This window comes from Streptococcus halotolerans (genome assembly GCF_001598035.1).
In the GTDB taxonomy this organism is placed as follows: Bacteria; Bacillota; Bacilli; order Lactobacillales; family Streptococcaceae; genus Streptococcus; species Streptococcus halotolerans.
In genome coordinates, this window is record NZ_CP014835.1 from 32650 (window position 1) to 51205 (window position 18556).

The window sequence follows — 18556 nt, forward strand, 5'->3', positions numbered from 1 at the left end:
TTAATGTTTGCTCCTTAATTTTTTTCTTAAAATATAGGCGGTATTGGATAGGTGATAAAGGAGTGGGTTTACGGGGATGTTGAATTCGCCGATGAATTCTTCAATCATCGGATTGAATTTTGATTTAAATCGGTATAAGCCGCCATCTAGCTGGTTCTCAATTCCTCCCATATTTTGCCATTTGGCTCCTTTTTCAAAGGCATGCTGTGCTGTTTCAAACCAGGTGATCAAAGGAGCATTATACTGTTTATAATCCTCATCCATGCCAGCATAGATGTTTTCCGAAGTTTGACCATAATTAAGTGATAATGTTGCTGCTAGTGGCACAATATCCTGACCTTTTTCAAGTTTTTCTGTAAAGAATGCTATATCTTTTTGATGACGCTTAATGTCATTTTCTGTTGTTTTTACTTTATTTTGGCGCGTGTCTTCTGTAAAGGTTTTTTGGAGATTTAAGGCGTTATTTAAAGCTGTCTGTGCTTGTTCTAACCTTTCGTTAAGATTTAACCTAGCCATGGTAATATAAGCATCATCGCCATATGTTGTTAGCAATTTTTCGTAGTAATCTTGACCACGAAGATGGATATGCTTACGATCTTCGGTTTTTTTCATTAATTTAGCAAAATCATCCACCAAGTCCATGCCGCCAAAAACAATCTCAATGCCTTTGTTTCGCGATGAGCGGATAGTTTGACGGATTTTTTTAGGCAAAGCAGATTCTGAAAAACCTTCCGAGTATATATTGGCTTGAAAACGTGGTTGAATATTTTGAGCCAAATCTTCCGTTCGACCTGTCCAATAAGCGCCAGCATCCGTTAAATGTTTAATAACCTCATGGCCCAATGCTTTATCGTTTGGCTTTTCATCCACTTTATGATCAGCCAAAAGAATGAACGGATCGCACTTGATAAAGACGGCTTTTTTCTTTTTGCCGTATTTCTTTAAGTTGTCAATAACAAATGCTAACAATTCTTTATCAGTATAATCCATAACTGGCCCACGAGGACTATAAATCATTGTAAATCCGAGAGGAAGTGGCTGAATGAGTACGGAAGCAACTGCGACTAATTGATCATTTTGGTAGAAACCAATACGCTCGTTCCCCCAACTGTCTTTGATGTTAGCCCAGGAACTAGATTGCAGTATATTGGTCAGCGGATGATTGATGACAAATTGATCGTGTTCCTCAGCAGAAATCCCAATTTTTACGGAATATGTCATGATTTCAATACCCACTCTCTAATAGCATGTGCGACACCAGATTCTTCATTGGATTTGGTGATGTATTTGGCAATTTTCTTGAGTTCTGGGACCCCGTTTGCCATTACAACAGGCGTACCGACAACTTCAAGCATGGCACGGTCATTTTCTTCGTCACCAATAGCCATTGTCTCTTCCATAGCGATGCCCAGTTGTTTAGCCAAGGCTTTGATAGCATTACCTTTGCTGACACCTTTATCGACGACTTCGAGGTAAAAAGGTTTTGATTTAACTAACATGAAACGATTAGCAAAGTCTTCTGGGATTTTGGCAATAGCTGCATCGAGGATTTCTGGTTCATCGATAAACATGATCTTAACGATTTCCTTATCAGCCATTTCCTCAGGTGTACGGTAGTAGACAGGCATGTCTACTAAGGTTGCTTCATGGATAGTGTATTTACCAATATCTCGGTTGGCAGTATAGATACCATCTTTCGTAATGGCATGCATATGGACGCCAAGTTTTCTGGCCATTAATTCAATATCGAGATATTCTTCATAAGAAAGAGGAACCTTAACCATGTCAGAGCCTGTGTCTGTTTCTTGGACTAGTCCACCATTGAAGGTTATCACATAATCGCCCTTGTCACGCAAATTAAGGTCATCCAGCATTGCTGTAACACCAGCAATAGGACGTCCTGTTGTGATGATGATTTTAACACCAGCTGCTTTGGCATCCTGAATGGCCTCAAAAACTTCTGGTGTGATTTCTCTGTTTTCATTTAGTAAAGTGCCATCGATATCAATGGCGACTAATTTGATAGACATAGTCATCTCCTTTTTCAGAAAAGTGTTTCCAATCTAGTTTACTAAAAAACTGCCATTTTGTCATGGCAGAGCTTAGATCATAGGGGCCTTGCCAGATGACCGTTAGAGATAAATTTTTGGAAGTTTATCTTGTTTTCTGCGAACAAATCATCTGCCTGCAACATTTCTTTTGGAAAGTAAAATCGACGGTCACCATGAATATTACCTGATAGTGAGGCCACTAGGGGTGATAGGGCTGATAATTCTTGTTTGCTTCCATCTTTTTCGGCGATATCTATCTGTGTACGCGGCTTATTACTTTTAGGTTTATAGACATCGTAAGGCAAATCTAGATTGATGTGAATGCCTGTGTAATAATCAGGATCGAATCCGGTCTGTCTTACTAACGTTATCATATCATTTAGCTGCGACGTATTGTCTTCATCAAAACTAATTGACGTTAAGAGTTTACGATTGACGAAACGGCTAGCCAAGTCTTTTAGAATGCTGTCTTCGCTAGTTATCCATGTTTGGAAATAGGTATTCATGACCCCATCGTCTAGGGCAAGGTAATTAGCTAAACTAGGATTTTTTTCGAAGAATGGGATGAGATTGGGCGATGTTTGTTGAAAGTATTGAGGATGATTTTGATAAAGAAATTTAGCACGTTTTAACAGATTTTGCAAGAGAACTTCCATTGCACGGCTGGCTGGGTGGAAATAGACTTGCATGTACATCTGATAACGGCCGATGAGGTAGTCTTCAACAGCGTGCATACCGTTCTTAGCAAATACAATGCCATTGTCAACAGGTTGGATAACACGTAAAATCCTGGTTAGATCAAATTGTCCATAGGAAGTTCCGGTGTAGTAAGAGTCACGAAGTAAATAATCCATACGATCACAGTCGATTTGGCTGGAAATCAGTTGAACAACTTGCTTATTAGCATAGGTATGGTCGATGACACTAGCGACTTTTTCTGGGAAATCAGGCGATACTTGACGAAGGATAGCATTGACTTCAGTTTCTGGATTGGTGATGATGTCTTGAGTATAGGCTTCATGATCTGTTTCAAAGAGTAATTCGAAGGTGTGGGAATAGGCGCCGTGTCCAATGTCATGAAGCAAAGCAGCCACCATGGTAATCAGTGATTCTTCGGGATTCCATTTGTCGGCGTACTGTTGTTCGAAAATCTCTGTGACACGACGGGCGATATCGTAGACACCCAGACAATGGGAGAAGCGGTTGTGTTCAGCACCGTGAAAAGTATAAGAAGTTGTGGGGACCTGCTTAATACGACGTAGGCGTTGGAATTCTTTGGAATCGATTAATCGTGCAATAATAGGCTCTTTCACATGGATGTAATTGTGGATGGGATCGCGGAAAACTTTTTCTTTCATAGCATATCCTTTCAATGGCATAAGTTGATTTTATTATAGCAAAAATTGCTGGAATCCTCATAAATTGGTACAATGTAGAGACTAAATTGAAGGAAGCTTTTATGAAAATTATCATTGATAACAACATTATGATGGATCAGGACCTGGATATGGTTCACGAAGAAGCCAATGGGGAGTATAAGGAAAAAGGTGAATTTTCTTATCTCATTTATACTAATTCGGAAAAAGAACGTGTTATTTTGAAGTTTAATGCCGATAAATTAACGGTAACACGGTTTAGCAACCCTCAGAGCATTATGACATTTGAAAAAGATCATTTTGCAGCAGCTCAAATCCCCTCTCCTTTAGGCTTGCAGCGTCTGGTCACGAAAACCACACTATTTGAATTGAAGGAAGCTGACCAAGAATTAATCCTTCACTACCAGCTGTTACCCCATCCCGAAGCAGAAGAAGCTTTGGCTGATTATCGGATGCGTTTACGCTGGGAGACGAAATAAAGGATAGTTTATAAAAGTAATCCAAAACAGTAATTATCAGATGAATTAAGAGTGTTTTAAACAAAAACACTCTTTTTTGACTTTTAAGAAAAAATATATTGACAAATCATCTGATGAATAATAGAATATAGGTAAATAAAAACGCTTTCACAAGAAAGCTTCAAGGAGGCGACTTATGATGAGTCATAAAAAGGATCGAAGTGAAGATATTACCTATAATCGGGCGAAACTGTGGCAAATTATTTTATTTGCTGCAAATAATACGTCTACCAATATTTATCTGGTAGCCTTTAGTTTTGTTGCCTATTTTTCTACTGGTGTTCTTGGTTTAGCAGCTATATTTGTTAGTCAGTTAATGGGCTATATTCGTATTTTTGATGGGTTTATTGATCCAGCTATCGGTGCCTTAATTGATAAGACGAATACTAAATTTGGTAAATATCGTCCTATTCTTATCTTAGGTAACTTGATTACAGCTCTGTCATTTCTATTCCTGTTCAATATCCATCATTTTGGTAAAGGAATGGTTATGCCATTGTTTATTGTAGCTTTAATTATCCATAAAATTGGTTATTCTATGCAACAAACTATTACCAAAGCTGGTCAAACTGCTCTTACAAATGATCCCAAGCAACGTCCTATCTTTAACATTGTTGATGGTATCATGACAGCTATTTTGTTTTCAGGAAGTCAGATTGTTGTTTCTAGTTATTTAGTTAAAAAACATGGTGGGTTTACGGAAAGTTTCTTTGTTGAGTTGATGTGGGGTGTTATCCTTATTTCAGCTGTCCTTGCCGTATTTGCTATTATTGGAATTTGGAAAAAAGATAATTCTAAATACTTCGGACTAGGTGGCGAGAAGAACAAGAAAACATCGCTCAAAGATTACTGGCAAGTTATTAAAGGGAATAAACCTTTACAAGTTCTTTCCTTGTCTGCCGCTCTTGTCAAGTTCTGTGCACAATTGTTTGGTGATGCTGTTGTCACTGTCATGCTCTTTGGAATCCTTTTTGGCAACTATGCCCTATCTGGTGCCATATCAGCGATGATGGTCATACCAAATATCCTCGTAACCACCTTTGCAGCCAGTGTGGCGCGTAAAAGAGGACTTCGAAGTGCTTATATTTTAGCTCTGCAGATTGGTATCGTTGGTTTAATGGCTATGGGAGCCCTTCTTTTCTTCGGTGAACAAGGTGGTTTGAGTTTTACAAAATGGACACCATATAGCATTGCTTTTGTTATTGCTTATATCTTTGCACGTTACTTCTCATCAGCACCGTCAGGTCTTGTTTTGACGATGGGAGCTGATATTTCAGACTATGAGACTTCTGTCTCAGGACGATATGTTTCAGGTATGATTGGAACTATTTTCTCATTAACTGATTCAGTGGCATCTTCCTTTGCACCGATGGTTGTGGGTTGGGCTCTGACTTCAATTGGTTTTGCCAAAGATTATCCAACGGCAGAAACACCTTTGACACCAGAGTTGAAAATGATGACAATTATTTTATTTGCCATTATCCCAGCAGCTTTCTTACTAGTCTCACTTTTCTTGATGAAATTCTATAAGCTTGATAAAGAAACGATGGTTCAAATTCAAGAAAAAATTCATACTATGAAAGCAGCTCGTGATAAAGAACGTGCTATGGCTATTGCTAAAAATGTTCCATTGTCAGATATGGATTACGTTGATTTATCAAAATACCCAGTGGATGATAAATAAAATGAATTGCAGTTGCCCTTTTTTAAGCAACTGCTTTTATACTAAGGGAGGATAGGAAATTGAAGAAAAAAGTTGTTGCATTTGGTGAAATCATGTTAAGATTGTCTCCCCCACAACATCAAACATTGACTCAGGCTATGCAATTAGACTGTCAGTTTGGCGGATCTGAATTAAATGTTCTATCGACTTTGGGGCAATTAGGGCATACGGTTTCTCTGGTATCAGCTATTCCTGATAATGACTTGGGGCGTATGGCAGAATCATTCTTATTTGCTCACCAAATTGGTCAAGAACATTTGGTGAAAACTGGGGATAGATTGGGCATTTATTACTACCAAAAAGGTTTTTCTCTAAGAAATAGTCGTGTTCTTTATGATCGCAAGTTCTCGTCATTTTACGAGTCGCAATTATCATATTACGATTTAGAGGCTATTGTTAAGGATATGGATTGGCTTCATGTTAGTGGCATAACGGTAGCTTTGAATCCCAATATTTACGCGATAGCTCTTGCTTTAATGACTAAGGCAAAAGAAAAGAATATCCCTATTTCATTTGATTTAAATTACCGTGAAAGTCTTTGGGAATCTTTTCAACAAGCGCGTGATGCCCTGTCTAAGTTGGTTGCTCTGGCAGATGTCTGTATTGGGATTGAACCTGTTTCCCTACTGACGGATAAAGGAGGGGATTTGAAGGATGAGTTAGGCTTGACGAGACCTTACAAAGATCGCGAGGTTCTGTTAACTGTTCTAGAGACAATGGTTGAACGGTATGGTTTGAAATACATCGCTTTTACAGAAAGAGAGATTGGCGCAACGAATGAGTATTTGTTAAAAGCCTACCTCTATGATGCTCAAGAAGCTATCTTACATGAAACTGCTAGGGAGGCTATTCAAGTTTTGGATCGCGTAGGAACTGGCGATGCCTACACGGCTGGGATTATTTATGGTTTGCTTGAAAATACTTCAGTTCCAGAAGTTTTGGAGCTTGGTATGGCTAGCTTCAAATTTAAACATACCATTGAGGGTGACATCAATATCGTCACTAAAGACGATATTGAACAGTTTATGAAAAAAGGTAGCTTAGATATTAAACGATGAGGAGAAAAAATATGTTATATCCAATTTTAACGAAAACACGTAATGTTTATGATTTAAATGGTTTATGGAATTTTAAGCTTGGTGACCATAATCCTCAAGAACTCCTAGCTTCAGATGAGGTCATGACTGTTCCAACTTCTTTTAACGATGTGCTTGTAGATCAAGCTAAGCGAGATTATATTGGTGATTTTTGGTATGAACGTTTTGTTGAGATTCCTGATATTAGCAAAGAGCAAGAAGCTGTTTTACGCTTTGGTTCTGTAACTCATTATGCCAAAGTCTATGTGAATGGGGAATTGCTTGGAGAACATCGCGGCGGCTTTACACCGTTTGAGGTGCTTATTCCTGATTATTTGATGAAAGAAAATCGTCTCAAAGTTTCTATCTGTGCAAATAATGAACTTAATTATACGACGTTGCCGGTTGGGAATTATAGCGAAGAACTGCAAGAAGATGGTAGTTTTAAAAAGAAAGTTCAGGAGAATTTTGACTTCTTCAACTATGCAGGGATTCATCGTCCAGTGAAGTTAGTGATTCGCCCTAAAATCCATCTTTCAGATCTTGTTATCACGAGTCAACTATCTGATGATATGACTTCTGCTATTGTAAAAGTAGATGTGACTAGCAGTCAGCCTGTTGATGATGTTAAAGTAAGTATTTTTGATGAACATCAACAAGAAGTTGTCGTCTTGGAAAATGGACAAGCTGAGCTGCTAGATGTTCGACTATGGGAAGTTTTGGATGCTTATCTTTACACTGCACATGTTGAGCTTATCAAGGATGGTAAAGTTTTAGATGTTTATGATGAGCCGTTTGGTATCCGAAGTGTTCGAGTGTCGGGCGGCCAATTCTTTATTAATGAAAAACCATTTTACTTTAAAGGTTTCGGAAAACATGAAGATACCTTTATCAATGGTCGTGGGTTGAATGAGGCAGCTAATTTACTTGATCTGAACTTGCTTAAAGAAATCGGTGCTAATTCTTTTAGAACCTCACATTATCCTTATTCTGAAGAGATGATGCGCTTAGCTGATAGATTGGGGATTGTTGTTATCGATGAAGTTCCTGCTGTTGGGCTTTTCCACAATTTTAATGCTTCGCTAGATGCATCTCGAGGAGACAATGAGACGTGGAAACTTTTAGAGACGAAAGGTGCTCATGAACAGGTGATTAGTGAATTGGTTCAAAGAGATAAGAATCACCCTTCGGTTGTTATGTGGGTCGTGGCTAATGAGCCAGCAAGTCATGAGGATGGGGCGCATGAATATTTTGAACCCCTGATTAAGCTATACAAGGATTTAGATCCTGAAAAACGCCCTGTAACCTTAGTTAATATCATGATGGCTGATCCAGAGCATGATAAAGTTATGGACTTGGTTGATGTTATTTGCCTTAACCGCTATTACGGTTGGTATGTGCATCACGGTGATTTGAAAAAAGCAGAAGAAGGATTGCGGAAAGAATTAGAAGATTGGCAAGCACTTTATCCAGATAAACCAATCATCATGACAGAATACGGAGCAGATACCCTTCCAGGTCTTCATTCCATGTGGAATATCCCTTACACAGAAGAATTCCAAATTAATTTTTATGATATGAATCATAAAGTCTTTGATGAAATCGCCAATCTCGTAGGCGAGCAAGTGTGGAATTTTGCTGATTTTGAGACAAATCTTACGATATTGAGAGTACAAGGTAATCACAAAGGACTGTTTTCAAGAAATCGTCAGCCCAAGAGTATTGTTAGGCGTTTTAAAAAACGCTGGGATAATGTTCCGAATTATGGTTATAAGATTAAAAAGTAGTATAATAGCCATAAAAGGTTTAAGGAGGAACAATTATGGCAGCGCGCCCACTGGTTGAAAAAACAGCAGAACGCCTCTTACAATTTATTTTGGAGCAGGGGTTTGAAGTTGGACAAAGATTACCAAATGAATATGATCTGTCAGAAGCTCTAGATGCGGGACGTAGTACCGTCCGAGAGGCAGTTAGAAGTCTTGTAGCTCGTAATATTTTAGAGGTTAGACAAGGCTCAGGAACCTATATTAGTTCCAAACAAGGAGTTGCTGAAGATCCCTTTGGATTTGCTTTTGTCAAAGATCGCATCAAATTAACGACTGATTTATTTGAACTAAGGTATCTTTTGGAACCAAGAATTGCTGAACGTGCCGCCCAATTTGCCAAAGAAGAAGATATTGAACGTTTGGAAAAACTTGCTCTGGCTATTGAAGAAGCACTAAAAGCTGATGATCCAAAGCATTTAGAGCTGGATGTAGCATTCCACAGTTTAATAGCAGAAATGAGTGGGAATATTGCGGTTAAAAGTTTGATTCCTGTGATTAATGAATCCATACAGATTATCAATGAAGATTATACGAATCGTCAGATGAAACGGACTAGTGTCGAAGCTCATCGCAATATCGTGAATGCTATCAAAACAAGGCACCCAATAGGTGCTTATGACAGTATGATGTCTCATATTCTAACAGTGAGACGAACAGTGCTAGATGATTGGTACGACAAGGAAATAGAGCTACATGGATTGCCTAAATCTAACGAATGATTAGCTACCTATAGCATATATAAAAAGATTGGGGATAGCCCCAATCTTTTTATATTTAAGCAGAAAATCCTTGACAAATCATCTGATGAATCCTATAATTGATTTATGATAGCGATTACAAACAAGGAGGAGTCTATGTTAGATATTCTAAAAGAAAATTATTTCTTTGCTGTTATACGTGGTAAAGATGAAAATGATGCGAAAGAGATTGCACGATGTGCTATTGAGGGAGGGATTCGAAATATTGAAATCACCTTTTCGACACCAAATGCCCCTCAAGTTATTCGTGATTTGACAGAAGAGTTTGAGAACAACGACGATGTCGTTATTGGGGCAGGAACTGTGATGACAGTTAATCTTGCTAAAGAAGCGATTGCTGCTGGTGCAAAATTCTTAGTTAGTCCGCATTTTTCTGCTGAGATTCAAGACGTGGCAAAAGAAGCCAAAAATCTTTACTTCCCAGGTTGTGCTACAGCGACTGAGGTGGTTGCGGCGATAGACGCTGGTTGTTCGATCATTAAGGTCTTTCCTGGAGGTATTGTAGGTCCAAGTTTTATTAAAGATATTCACGGTCCGATTCCTCAAGTGAATTTAATGCCATCTGGGGGAGTATCTGTAGCCAATGTTGCTGATTGGAAAAAGGCAGGAGCTTGTGCTGTAGGCATTGGTTCTGCCTTAGCAGCGCGTGTCGCTAATGATGGATATGATTCAGTGACTGAGATTGCAAAAGAATTTATTGCAGCTGTAGGAGAACAAGATGGGATTTAATGACGAAACTTTTATGTTAACGAGCGAGCCAGCTCTAAAACTTTATGAGCAAATTAAGGATCAACCGATTTTTGACTACCATTGCCATCTTGATCCAAAAGAAATCTTTGAGAATAAGGTCTATGACAATATCGTTGATTTATGGCTGGGTGGGGATCATTACAAATGGCGTCTCATGCGGGCGCACGGCATCTCTGAAGACCTTATCACAGGAGCAGCTTCTAAATTAGATAAGTTCAAAGCCTTTGCGCGCAGTCTCTCGCGTTCTTATGGCAATCCTGTTTATCATTGGTCAGCCATGGAGTTAAAAAATGTCTTTGGGATTGATGAGGTGTTAACAGAAGAAAATGCTGAAGATATTTATCATCGAATTAATGAAATTCTAAAAACCAAAAAGATTAGCCCACGTAAACTGATTAAGGATAGTCAGGTTACATTTATCGGAACGACAGATCATCCTTTGGATTCCTTAGAATGGCATCAAAAATTAGCTGACGATGCTAGCTTTGAAACGACTGTTGCACCGACCTTTCGTCCAGATGAGGCTTTTATAGAACATCGAAATTTTAGTGATTTCATTCATCGATTGAGCCAGGTAACAGCAGTATCAATTGAAGAATTTCAAGACTTTATCAATGCTCTTGAAAGGCGTGTCGCTTATTTTGCTGAAAAAGGCTGCAAAGCAAGTGATATTAGTTTTACCGAGATTGTCTTTGAAGAAGCTGATAAAGAGACTTTGGATAATCTTTTGAAAATTGTTCAAGAAGGCTATCAGCCAAGCCAGTTGGAAATCAATCAATGGCAAACGGCAGTATTTGCAGAACTTTGTCGCCTTTATAAACAATATGGCTTTGTAACACAGGTTCATTTTGGAGCTTTGCGTAATAATCATTCTGACATTTTTCGACAGTTAGGAAGTGATGTTGGGGTGGATTCACTTGGTGATCAAACAGCACTGGCTATTAATATGAATCGATTTTTGGATTATTTAGCTCAACAAAACAATCTGCCAAAAATGATTTGGTATAACTTAAATCCTAGCTACAACATTGTTGTTGCTAATACTCTAGCCAACTTCCAAGCTAACGAAGAAGGGATTAAATCCTACCTTCAGTTTGGTGCTGGTTGGTGGTTTGCAGATACAAAGTCTGGTATGTTGAGTCAGATGACAGCTCTGGCAGAACAAGGTGTCCTTGCTAATTTTGTTGGTATGCTAACAGACTCTCGCAGTTTCTTATCTTACCAACGTCATGATTATTTCCGTCGTATCCTTGCTTCTTATTTGGGGCAGTGGATGGTAGATGGTGAAGTTCCAAAGGATTATGACGCAATAGGTCAAATGGCTAAGGATATTGCTTATAACAATGCTGTTGAATATTTTAACGATTAAAGAAAAAACCTTATCGTCAGCAAGTCTTTTGCTAGAAGATGACTAAGGTATGGGGGAATTATTATGAAAATGTCATTTCGTTGGTACGGGAAAAATGATCCTGTATCACTTGAGGAAATTAGATCCATTCCAGGTATGCAGGGGATTGTAACAGCTGTTTATGATGTTCCTGTCGGACAGGTATGGCCTTTAGAGAATATCCTCGAACTCAAAAAAATGGTCGAAGATGCGGGTCTTGAAATTACAGTTATTGAATCTATTCCTGTTCATGAGGACATTAAGCAAGGAAAACCCAATCGTGATGAATTGATTGAAAATTATAAAACGTCCATCAAAAATGTTGGAGAAGCTGGTATTCCGGTTGTTTGTTACAATTTTATGCCAGTTTTTGACTGGACGCGTTCTGATCTGAATCACCCACTTCCAGACGGTTCAACTTCGCTTGCCTTTCTCAAAGAAGATCTAGAAGGGGTTGATCCAGTGGCAGATGATTTGAACTTGCCAGGTTGGGATTCATCTTATTCAAAAGAAGAAATGAAGGCGATTATTGAAAATTATCGCAATAATATTTCTGAAGAAGATTTGTGGGCTAACTTAGAATACTTTATCAAAGCGATTATGCCAACAGCTGAAGCTGCAGGTGTTAAAATGGCGATTCACCCTGATGACCCACCGTATGGCATCTTTGGACTTCCACGTATCATCACTGGTCAAGAAGCCGTTGAACGCTTTCTTGATATTTATGATTCGTCAAATAATGGCATTACAATGTGTGTGGGTTCATATGCATCAGACCCTCGAAATGATGTGATTACCATGACAGAATATGCTTTAAAACGCAATCGCATCAACTTTATGCACACGCGAAATGTTGCTTCGGGGGACTGGGGCTTTCAAGAAACTGCGCATTTGTCGCAAGCTGGTGACATTGATATGAATGCTATCGTGAAGTTACTGGTTGATTATGATTGGAAGGGCGCTCTCCGTCCAGATCATGGGCGTCGTATTTGGAGTGATCAGACCAAGACTCCTGGTTATGGCTTGTATGATAGAGCGCTTGGTGCAACTTACTTCAATGGTTTGTACGAAGCTAATATGCGAGCAGCAGGTAAAATCCCTGATTTTGGTATCACTGAAAAAACGGTTGGTGATAAATAATCCTCTTGGACTATCTAAGAGAGTAAGAAAGGATAAAATTATGTCTAGAGTTATTGAATTTAAAGATAAAGTAGTTGTTGTTACAGGTGCTGGTGGTGTTCTTTGTGGTTATATGGCAAAGGAGTTTGCCAAAGCGGGTGCTAAAGTAGCACTTTTAGACCTCAATCAAGAAGCAGCTCAAAAATTTGTTAACGACATTGAAGCTGCTGGTGGGGTTGCTAAAGCCTACAAAGCCAATGTTTTAGATAAAGACAATCTTGAAGAAGTACGCCAAGCGGTTCTATCGGATTTGGGTCCGACAGATATTCTTGTCAATGGGGCAGGGGGAAATAACCCTAAAGCAACGACAGACAATGAATTTCACCAAACAGATTTGCCTGAGGGAACAAAATCATTTTTTGATTTAGATAAAGCTGGTATTGAGTTTGTCTTTAATCTTAACTACTTAGGAACCTTGCTTCCTACTCAGGTTTTTGCCCGAGATATGGTGGGACGTAAAGGAGCAAATATAATCAATATTTCTAGTATGAATGCCTTTACACCATTAACCAAGATTCCTGCCTATTCTGGAGCTAAAGCCGCTATTTCGAATTTTACGCAATGGTTAGCAGTACATTTTTCAAAAGTTGGTATCCGCTGCAATGCTATTGCCCCAGGCTTCTTGGTAACCAATCAAAATCGTGGTCTTCTCTTTAATAAAGACGGTTCACCTTCAGAACGTGCGGAAAAAATTCTTTGTAATACTCCTATGGAGCGTTTTGGAGAAGCTGAAGAATTAATTGGTGGTCTTTTCTTCCTAGCGGATGAAAATTCAGCAAGTTTTGTTAATGGTGTTGTCCTTCCAATTGATGGTGGCTTCTCAGCCTATTCAGGCGTCTAATATGATTTAAGCGCTTGATGAGTCGTTGGTGATTGCTCATGGTTTGAAAAGATAAAGGAGTTTTTATGGGTGAAATGATTACGTTGGAGCTAGAAAAGCTAGACAAGATACGTGATATAAATCCGCGTTTGGTTTCTTATAATGTTGAGTTTGCAGAAGTGACAGGTGGAACTTTCTGGAAGTCATATTCAGAAGAGCAAATTGCTGGAACAGAAGATTTTTACGTTGAACCTTCTGATGAAGGGATCGCAGCGATGTATAAGGATCTTATGCAAGAGTATAATCCAATTGATTTGTCAAATGAGAAATTGCGTTATTTGGCGAAAGAATTGGGAGAGGCATGGGTACGCGTCTCAGGAACTTGGTCAACCAAAACTTATTACGATTTTGATGGTGAAACTGCTGGAGTACCGCCACAAGGTTATCTTAATGTTTTGACAAAAGAACAGTGGCTAGGTGTTTTGGATTTTGTTAAAGCAGTTGGTGGACATTTGAAAATTTCCATGGCTAACTGTCCCGGTTTACACACGGCGGAGGAACCATGGCATCCGAGTGAAGCTGAAAAAATCTTTGCTCTAAGCCAGTCATATGGTGTACCGATAGAAGCTGTTGAATTTGCCAATGAGCCCAATATCCTAGAGGACACTGGATTTCCAAGAGGCTATACAGCAGCACACTATCGCCGTGACCAAGACCTTTTCTTCCAATGGTTAGATGAACATTATCCAGATTGTTTAAAAGTAGGACCAAGTTCGACAGGTGGAGATGATATTGTCTTTGGAGATCCAAGCCAGCAAAAAGGTATCGGAGGCATTGAACAGATTGCTCATGAAACGGTTAACTGCGAAGATTTGTTAGAAGGAACGAAAGTGCCTTTAGATGTCTTTTCTTATCACTACTACAATGGGGTTTCAGAACGTTTGGCTTCTGTAATGCCAGCAGGACATTGGTCCGTGGAAGCTGCCTTATCAGAAGCCTATTTAGGCGTAGCATCAAACTTTTGTAAAACCTACCTTCCTTTGCGCGATCGATTCGTTCCAGGGGCAGAAATGTGGGTAACAGAGTCAGGAGATGCTGGTGGTGGCGGCAATACTTGGGCGTCAACTTATCTTGATGTGCCGCGTACCCTTAATGAGCTAGGAACATTTGCTTGTTTGACTAATGGGGTTATATTCCATAACACCTTAGCCTCTTCCGATTATGGTTATTTGGCACGAGAAGTGTTTGATCCACGTCCGAACTATTTTGCGGTTTTATTGTGGAATCGATTGATGGGTTCAGAAGTATTTGATAGTCAAATTCCAATTCATGAAGGGACGCATGTTTTCGTGCATTCTCGTAAGGATGGCAAAGATGGCAAAGCAATTTTAGTCATTAATAATTCAGAAACGGAAGCTACTACCTTGGCGTTGGAAAAAGGTGCTCAAGTATATCGCTTGTCAGGAAAAGACGGTGACAAACGTGCAAAAGAAATGTGTTTGAATGGTAAGGTCTTGGCTTTAGATGAAGACAACCAGTTACCGAATTTAGAAGCAGAACTCATTTCGGCTGGTGAGTTGATGATTGCCCCTACAGAATGTGTGTTTGTGATTGTTTGATGAATAAGAGTGGGACAAAAATCGTGATTTCGAAGAAATCGATTATCCTACCTCCGCAAGGTTGACGAGACTTGTATAGTCTTTTGAATTAACTTTGATATATGGTCACTTTCGACTTGCTCTACTCATATCCTTCGAAAATCGAAAGCAGATCTTGTTGACTTGAATTGATGAACTCCAGTTCTATCGACGGCGTCTAGTTTGCTTTTGATTTTCATTGAGTATCAAGTACTGTCTGAGTCCCAGTTTCTTATCTGAACGTTAAGTCATTTTATAAGTCCGACAACTACTGTACTAACACTATTCTACTTATTTAAAATTTAAAACTTAATGAGGTTAGGTACTTTGGTTCCTACCTTACTTTATCAGAAATCTTTAGATGATTAAGATTGCTTTATCAGATTGCTGTAGTGCCTGCTTGGGTTGCTAGATAGTATTTATATCATAGAAGGCTAAGATGTGATTAAGAGGTTAGATAATCTAATACCAAATACTTCTTTGATACCTCATTTTCTAAGGAACTTGGATTAAAAAGATTGGTACGGTCCGTCTTACTTTTGGGCGAAATATAGTTGCCAGAAAATGCTGACTTCTGGGGTAAAAACGGATTGTCTGGCATCTTGTTTTAATATTTAAGTCTGGTAACATTGCATTGTCAGATGAAGATAAGAATGAAAGGGGAAAAATGTCTAAACAGCAAGAATATGTCTTTTGCGTAGACTCAGATGGCTGTGCCATGGATACCATGACCTACAAACATCAGCTCTTTTTTGGGCCATTAGCAGCCCAGTTTTTCGAGGTTGCAAATAAAGAAGCTTTTTTGAAAGAGTGGGATCATATCAATCTTTACTCTCGTACAAGGGGTGTCAATCGTTTTGTCGGATTGGTAATGGGGCTAGAGTATGCAGGTCTGGGTGGCATTGGGGCTTTGAAGAACTGGGTAGCCACTACCACATCACTATCAAATGGGTCTCTGGAGCAAGCGTTGGCTCAACAACCATCGGATGATTTGCAGAAAGCATTGGATTGGTCTAACGAGGTTAATCGACAAATTAAATCTTACAAGGGAGAAGCACTTGCTTTCACGGGTGCTCGTTCAGGCTTAGAAAAACTTCACGATCTTGGGAAGGTGTATGTTGTCTCTTCAGCCAATCGTGAGGCTGTCGAAGAGGAATGGTGCGATCAAGGTTTGCTAGAGTATGTCGATGACCTTTACTGTCAAGATCGTGGTAAGAAAGAAGATGTTATTGCAAGCTTGTTACAAGATGACTACTCAAAAGATCATCTTGTAATGGTTGGAGACTCACCTGGTGATTTAGCAGCAGCTGAGCAAAATCAAGTGGCTTTTTACCCCATCTTGGTTGGTAAAGAAGCAGCATCTTGGAAAGCCTTACAAGAAACATTTTCACCAGCTTTTGTTGATGGACAGATAACAAAAGAAGATTTAGAAAAACTAAAAGAAACGTTTTGGAAACATTTAGATTAGGAGTGATAAGATGACACATTTAGTAGACTTAACTAAAAAGCCTTACAACCTAAATCAAGCAGCTATTGATTGGGTAGAAACGACCCTTAAAAATATGACCTTAGATGAAAAAATTGGTCAGCTTTTTGTGAATATGGGGTCTAGTCGTACAGAAGAGTATCTAACTCAAGTTATGACGGATTACAAGTTTGCAGCGGTGAGGTATGCTCCTGGTCCAGCAGCGGATATTTGGGAGCAAAATTACATTTTACAAACAAAATCAAAAATCCCTCTCTTAATTGCGGCTAATACGGAATCAGGAGGAAATGGAGCTGTCACAGATGGCACCAAAATTGGTGATGAGGTGAAAGTTGCGGCCACCAACGATCCCAATTACGCTTATGAATTGGGGCGTATTGCTGGACTTGAGGCCTCAGCGGTAGGATGTAATGCCTCATTTGCTCCTATCATGGATCTTAGTCGTAACTGGCGTAATCCTATTATTGCTAATCGTACATGGGGAGCTGAGGTTGAGCAAGTTATCAGCCTCTCAAAAGAATACATGCGTGGTATTATGGAATATGGCATTATTCCATTTGCTAAACATTTTCCTGGTGATGGCATTGATGAACGAGACCATCATCTTTCATACGCGTCTAACCCTATGTCAAAAGAAGAATGGATGGAGACCTTCGGTCGTATTTATGGCGAAATGACTGAAGCGGGTCTTCCAGGTATTATGGCAGGTCATATTCATCTACCAAATGTTGAAAAAGAAATACATCCTGAGCGTGATTTGGATGATATGCTGCCAGCATCGCTTAATAAAACGCTTCTTGATGAACTCCTACGAGGTGAGTTGGGCTACAATGGTGCTATCGTAACCGATGCCTCTCATATGGTGGCAATGACAGCATCGCTTCCACGTCGTGAACTGTTACCAACAGCGATTGAAGCCGGATGTGATCTCTTCTTATTCTTCAATGATCCTGATGAAGACATCCGTTGGATGAAAGAAGGCTATAAAAATGGTCTCTTAACAGAAGAACGTCTGCACGATGCTATTCGTCGTACCTTAGGATTGAAAGCAAAACTTGGCTTACATCAATTTGAAGGTCGCCGCAAGGAGATTTTGCTTCCAAAAGAAGAAGCGCTAGAAAAGATTGGTACCGATGAAGCTAAACGTCTTTCAGATGAAGTAGCAGATAAGGCAATCACGCTGGTTAAAGATAAACAAAAAGATATTTTCCCAGTCACACCAAAACGCTACAAACGCATTCTTTTAGTTGAAGTCGAAGGTTACAAGGGTGGCTTTGGTGCGATGATTAACTCTGGCAAAAAACGTGCAGCTGACACTTTAAAAGAGTTATTAGAACAAGCGGGACATGAAGTATCGATTTGGGAAAATACTGAAGAGCGTATTAAAAAACTGCCGGAAGAAGAGCGTCCAGCAGCCATTCAAAATGTCTATGCTTCTAAACGACCAATTGGTCAAATTACGGATAATTATGATCTGATTATCAATCTTGTTGATGTCAATTCTGGCGGTACTACCCAACGTATTATTTGGCCAGCGGCTAAAGGAACGCCAGATCAGCCATTTTATGTCCATGAAATCCCAACGATCGTGGTGTCAGTACAACATCCATTTGGCTTAGCAGACATGCCACAAGTTGGAACTTATATCAATGCTTATGATGGCTTACCAAATACTATTGCTAGTTTGGTTGAAAAACTGGCAGGTGAATCTGAATTTACAGGAGTATCAAGCATCGATCCTTATTGTGGCTTAATTGATACGCACATCTGGCGTTCACATGAGATGAAACAATAGTTCTCATTTATCTTGAGTCGATGAGCTGTTTCTGTTATAATTATATCCATCAAGGGAGTAGCCGACGATTGCTGTTTCGCATTTGCGAGCGGGTGTGATCGTGATTATGTCGTCATTTCGAAACATTTGTTTCCGGCATAATCTTAATTTGCGAGACTTGTTTAAAAAATAAAC

Annotated in this window: 15 protein-coding genes; 12 read left to right on the forward strand and 3 right to left on the reverse strand. The window is 39.3% G+C overall.

Annotated elements, in window-relative coordinates:
• The 3 genes from A2G56_RS00160 to A2G56_RS00170 all read right to left on the reverse strand — a co-directional run bounded on the left by A2G56_RS00160 (position 1) and on the right by A2G56_RS00170 (position 3409).
• Positions 1 to 1221, reverse strand: a complete 1221-nt coding sequence (locus tag A2G56_RS00160; protein ID WP_062712269.1) for an aminoacyltransferase — start codon at positions 1219 to 1221, stop codon at positions 1 to 3.
• Positions 1218 to 2030 carry a sugar-phosphatase gene (gene yidA, locus A2G56_RS00165; RefSeq protein WP_062707358.1) on the reverse strand — a complete coding sequence of 271 codons (813 nt, stop codon included), beginning with the start codon at positions 2028 to 2030 and terminating at the stop codon, positions 1218 to 1220. The genes A2G56_RS00160 and yidA overlap by 4 nt, the downstream gene beginning before the upstream one ends.
• Before the next feature lie 77 nt (positions 2031 to 2107).
• Complete coding sequence (locus A2G56_RS00170; RefSeq protein WP_062707361.1) at positions 2108 to 3409, reverse strand: HD domain-containing protein; 1302 nt, start codon at positions 3407 to 3409, stop codon at positions 2108 to 2110.
• A gap of 101 nt (positions 3410 to 3510) precedes the next feature.
• Here A2G56_RS00170 and A2G56_RS00175 point away from each other — a divergent pair, with 101 nt between their 5' ends.
• The 12 genes from A2G56_RS00175 to A2G56_RS00230 all read left to right on the forward strand — a co-directional run bounded on the left by A2G56_RS00175 (position 3511) and on the right by A2G56_RS00230 (position 18382).
• Positions 3511 to 3906: a YwiB family protein gene (locus tag A2G56_RS00175; RefSeq protein WP_062707364.1), complete on the forward strand. Its 396-nt coding sequence runs from the start codon at positions 3511 to 3513 to the stop codon at positions 3904 to 3906.
• Between the two features lie 175 nt (positions 3907 to 4081).
• Positions 4082 to 5629: an MFS transporter gene (locus tag A2G56_RS00180; protein WP_062707367.1), complete on the forward strand. Its 1548-nt coding sequence runs from the start codon at positions 4082 to 4084 to the stop codon at positions 5627 to 5629.
• A gap of 92 nt (positions 5630 to 5721) precedes the next feature.
• The gene (locus A2G56_RS00185) at positions 5722 to 6726 is read left to right on the forward strand and encodes a sugar kinase (RefSeq protein WP_062712272.1); all 1005 of its coding nucleotides are present in this window, start codon (positions 5722 to 5724) and stop codon (positions 6724 to 6726) included.
• An 11-nt stretch (positions 6727 to 6737) separates the two neighbouring features.
• A complete protein-coding gene (gene uidA, locus A2G56_RS00190) occupies positions 6738 to 8531 on the forward strand; it encodes a beta-glucuronidase (RefSeq protein WP_062707370.1) in 1794 nt (597 codons plus the stop codon).
• Positions 8532 to 8566: 35 nt separating this feature from the next.
• Entirely contained in the window at positions 8567 to 9289 is a 723-nt protein-coding gene (locus A2G56_RS00195; protein ID WP_062707373.1) for a FadR/GntR family transcriptional regulator, read from the forward strand.
• Positions 9290 to 9424: 135 nt separating this feature from the next.
• Positions 9425 to 10057, forward strand: coding sequence for a bifunctional 4-hydroxy-2-oxoglutarate aldolase/2-dehydro-3-deoxy-phosphogluconate aldolase (locus A2G56_RS00200; RefSeq protein WP_062707376.1), 633 nt, complete (start codon positions 9425 to 9427; stop codon positions 10055 to 10057).
• Positions 10047 to 11447, forward strand: a complete 1401-nt coding sequence (gene uxaC, locus A2G56_RS00205) for a glucuronate isomerase (RefSeq protein WP_062707378.1) — start codon at positions 10047 to 10049, stop codon at positions 11445 to 11447. Before A2G56_RS00200 ends, uxaC begins: the two co-directional genes overlap by 11 nt.
• Before the next feature lie 63 nt (positions 11448 to 11510).
• Positions 11511 to 12605, forward strand: a complete 1095-nt coding sequence (locus A2G56_RS00210; protein WP_062707381.1) for a mannonate dehydratase — start codon at positions 11511 to 11513, stop codon at positions 12603 to 12605.
• Positions 12606 to 12645: 40 nt separating this feature from the next.
• On the forward strand, positions 12646 to 13485 hold the full coding sequence (locus A2G56_RS00215; RefSeq protein WP_062707384.1) for an SDR family oxidoreductase: 840 nt from the start codon (positions 12646 to 12648) through the stop codon (positions 13483 to 13485).
• A gap of 65 nt (positions 13486 to 13550) precedes the next feature.
• Positions 13551 to 15083: a hypothetical protein gene (locus tag A2G56_RS00220; RefSeq protein ID WP_062707387.1), complete on the forward strand. Its 1533-nt coding sequence runs from the start codon at positions 13551 to 13553 to the stop codon at positions 15081 to 15083.
• A 685-nt stretch (positions 15084 to 15768) separates the two neighbouring features.
• On the forward strand, positions 15769 to 16569 hold the full coding sequence (locus A2G56_RS00225; RefSeq protein WP_062707390.1) for an HAD family hydrolase: 801 nt from the start codon (positions 15769 to 15771) through the stop codon (positions 16567 to 16569).
• Between the two features lie 10 nt (positions 16570 to 16579).
• Positions 16580 to 18382, forward strand: a complete 1803-nt coding sequence (locus tag A2G56_RS00230; protein WP_062707392.1) for a glycoside hydrolase family 3 protein — start codon at positions 16580 to 16582, stop codon at positions 18380 to 18382.
• The last annotated feature ends 174 nt before the right edge of the window (positions 18383 to 18556 follow it).

Bases quoted from the DNA above. Each gene is read 5' to 3' on its own strand.
- A2G56_RS00160 (WP_062712269.1), bottom strand. From the start codon at position 1,221: ATGACATATTCCGTAAAAATTGGGATTTCTGCTGAGGAACACGATCAA.
- yidA (WP_062707358.1), bottom strand. From the start codon at position 2,030: ATGTCTATCAAATTAGTCGCCATTGATATCGATGGCACTTTACTAAAT.
- A2G56_RS00170 (WP_062707361.1), bottom strand. From the start codon at position 3,409: ATGAAAGAAAAAGTTTTCCGCGATCCCATCCACAATTACATCCATGTG.
- A2G56_RS00175 (WP_062707364.1), top strand. From the start codon at position 3,511: ATGAAAATTATCATTGATAACAACATTATGATGGATCAGGACCTGGAT.
- A2G56_RS00180 (WP_062707367.1), top strand. From the start codon at position 4,082: ATGATGAGTCATAAAAAGGATCGAAGTGAAGATATTACCTATAATCGG.
- A2G56_RS00185 (WP_062712272.1), top strand. From the start codon at position 5,722: ATGTTAAGATTGTCTCCCCCACAACATCAAACATTGACTCAGGCTATG.
- uidA (WP_062707370.1), top strand. From the start codon at position 6,738: ATGTTATATCCAATTTTAACGAAAACACGTAATGTTTATGATTTAAAT.
- A2G56_RS00195 (WP_062707373.1), top strand. From the start codon at position 8,567: ATGGCAGCGCGCCCACTGGTTGAAAAAACAGCAGAACGCCTCTTACAA.
- A2G56_RS00200 (WP_062707376.1), top strand. From the start codon at position 9,425: ATGTTAGATATTCTAAAAGAAAATTATTTCTTTGCTGTTATACGTGGT.
- uxaC (WP_062707378.1), top strand. From the start codon at position 10,047: ATGGGATTTAATGACGAAACTTTTATGTTAACGAGCGAGCCAGCTCTA.
- A2G56_RS00210 (WP_062707381.1), top strand. From the start codon at position 11,511: ATGAAAATGTCATTTCGTTGGTACGGGAAAAATGATCCTGTATCACTT.
- A2G56_RS00215 (WP_062707384.1), top strand. From the start codon at position 12,646: ATGTCTAGAGTTATTGAATTTAAAGATAAAGTAGTTGTTGTTACAGGT.
- A2G56_RS00220 (WP_062707387.1), top strand. From the start codon at position 13,551: ATGGGTGAAATGATTACGTTGGAGCTAGAAAAGCTAGACAAGATACGT.
- A2G56_RS00225 (WP_062707390.1), top strand. From the start codon at position 15,769: ATGTCTAAACAGCAAGAATATGTCTTTTGCGTAGACTCAGATGGCTGT.
- A2G56_RS00230 (WP_062707392.1), top strand. From the start codon at position 16,580: ATGACACATTTAGTAGACTTAACTAAAAAGCCTTACAACCTAAATCAA.